This window comes from Pseudomonas sp. P5_A12 (genome assembly GCF_056400685.1).
Map to the genome: position 1 here is coordinate 1 of NZ_JBFUKU010000603.1, position 895 is coordinate 895.

An 895-nucleotide genomic window follows, 5' to 3' on the forward strand; every position below is an offset into this window, starting at 1 on the left:
GTTTTCCATTTGTTTTCCATTTACCTACCGCACCGCAATAAGCGTTTTCAGCCTTGAGCATGGTGTCCCGCGCAGATTCGGGGATCTCGATGTAGGCTCCGTAGGTCTGTGGTTCTGCCATGGACTGCCAGCGCACATAGACCAAACGAGGCAGGTCAGCCCCCGTTACATATCGCCCCTTTCCTGCTGGATTCTCAAACCATCCCTTTGCATCGCCCTTGAAGACAGCTGGAATGCCTTTACTTAGCCCCCGAGGATAGCCAGTCGAAGGGATTCCGCTGCCCGCGCGAAGGAACACGCGCTCATTGATATCAACGACACTAGCCGTTTCAATCCAGACCTCCATATAGTCGGGGTTAAAAAAATTGAGGCTCCACGCGTCGTAAGGTAATGATCTGCGATGGTCTTTGGTGCATCCATCCAAAAAGAGCACAAGCACTACTGCACASCCTGCTTTAAACAGRGATGCGGACTTATGGATTGAAAGTCCTTCCGGTCGAGGTTTCTGGCGATTGTTCATGGGTCACCAGGAGCCATAGGGAATGCCGAACTTRTCGATGTAGGCTTGGGACTCTTCTGAAAGCGGGCGATGCTTTCCGTTGGACGTGCCCCCGTAAGGACCTTTTGGATGGATCTTGCCTTGGACTCTGGTGACTTCGGTCGCTTTTAAACAGGSCCCRCCYAACCACACTTTGGCGATTCCTCCTGGCGCTAGACCGATAGTCAAAAATTTTCGGTAATCGGTTTTCCATTTGCCTACCGCGCCGCAATAAGCTTTTTCACCCTTGAGCATGGTGTCCCGCGCAGATTCAGGGATCTCGATGTAGGCTCCGTAGGTCTGTGGTTCTGCCATGGACTGCCAGCGCACATAGACCAAACGAGGCAGGTCAGCCCC

General features: G+C 52.9%; 2 protein-coding genes. Both read right to left on the reverse strand.

Annotated elements, in window-relative coordinates:
* Positions 1–520: DUF2931 family protein (locus AC1DSG_RS31415; RefSeq protein ID WP_477794330.1), on the reverse strand; the 520-nt coding region annotated here is incomplete at its 3' end.
* Positions 521–523: 3 nt separating this feature from the next.
* Positions 524–895, reverse strand: a 372-nt coding sequence (locus AC1DSG_RS31420) for a DUF2931 family protein (RefSeq protein WP_477794331.1), incomplete at its 5' end; no start/stop codon positions are given.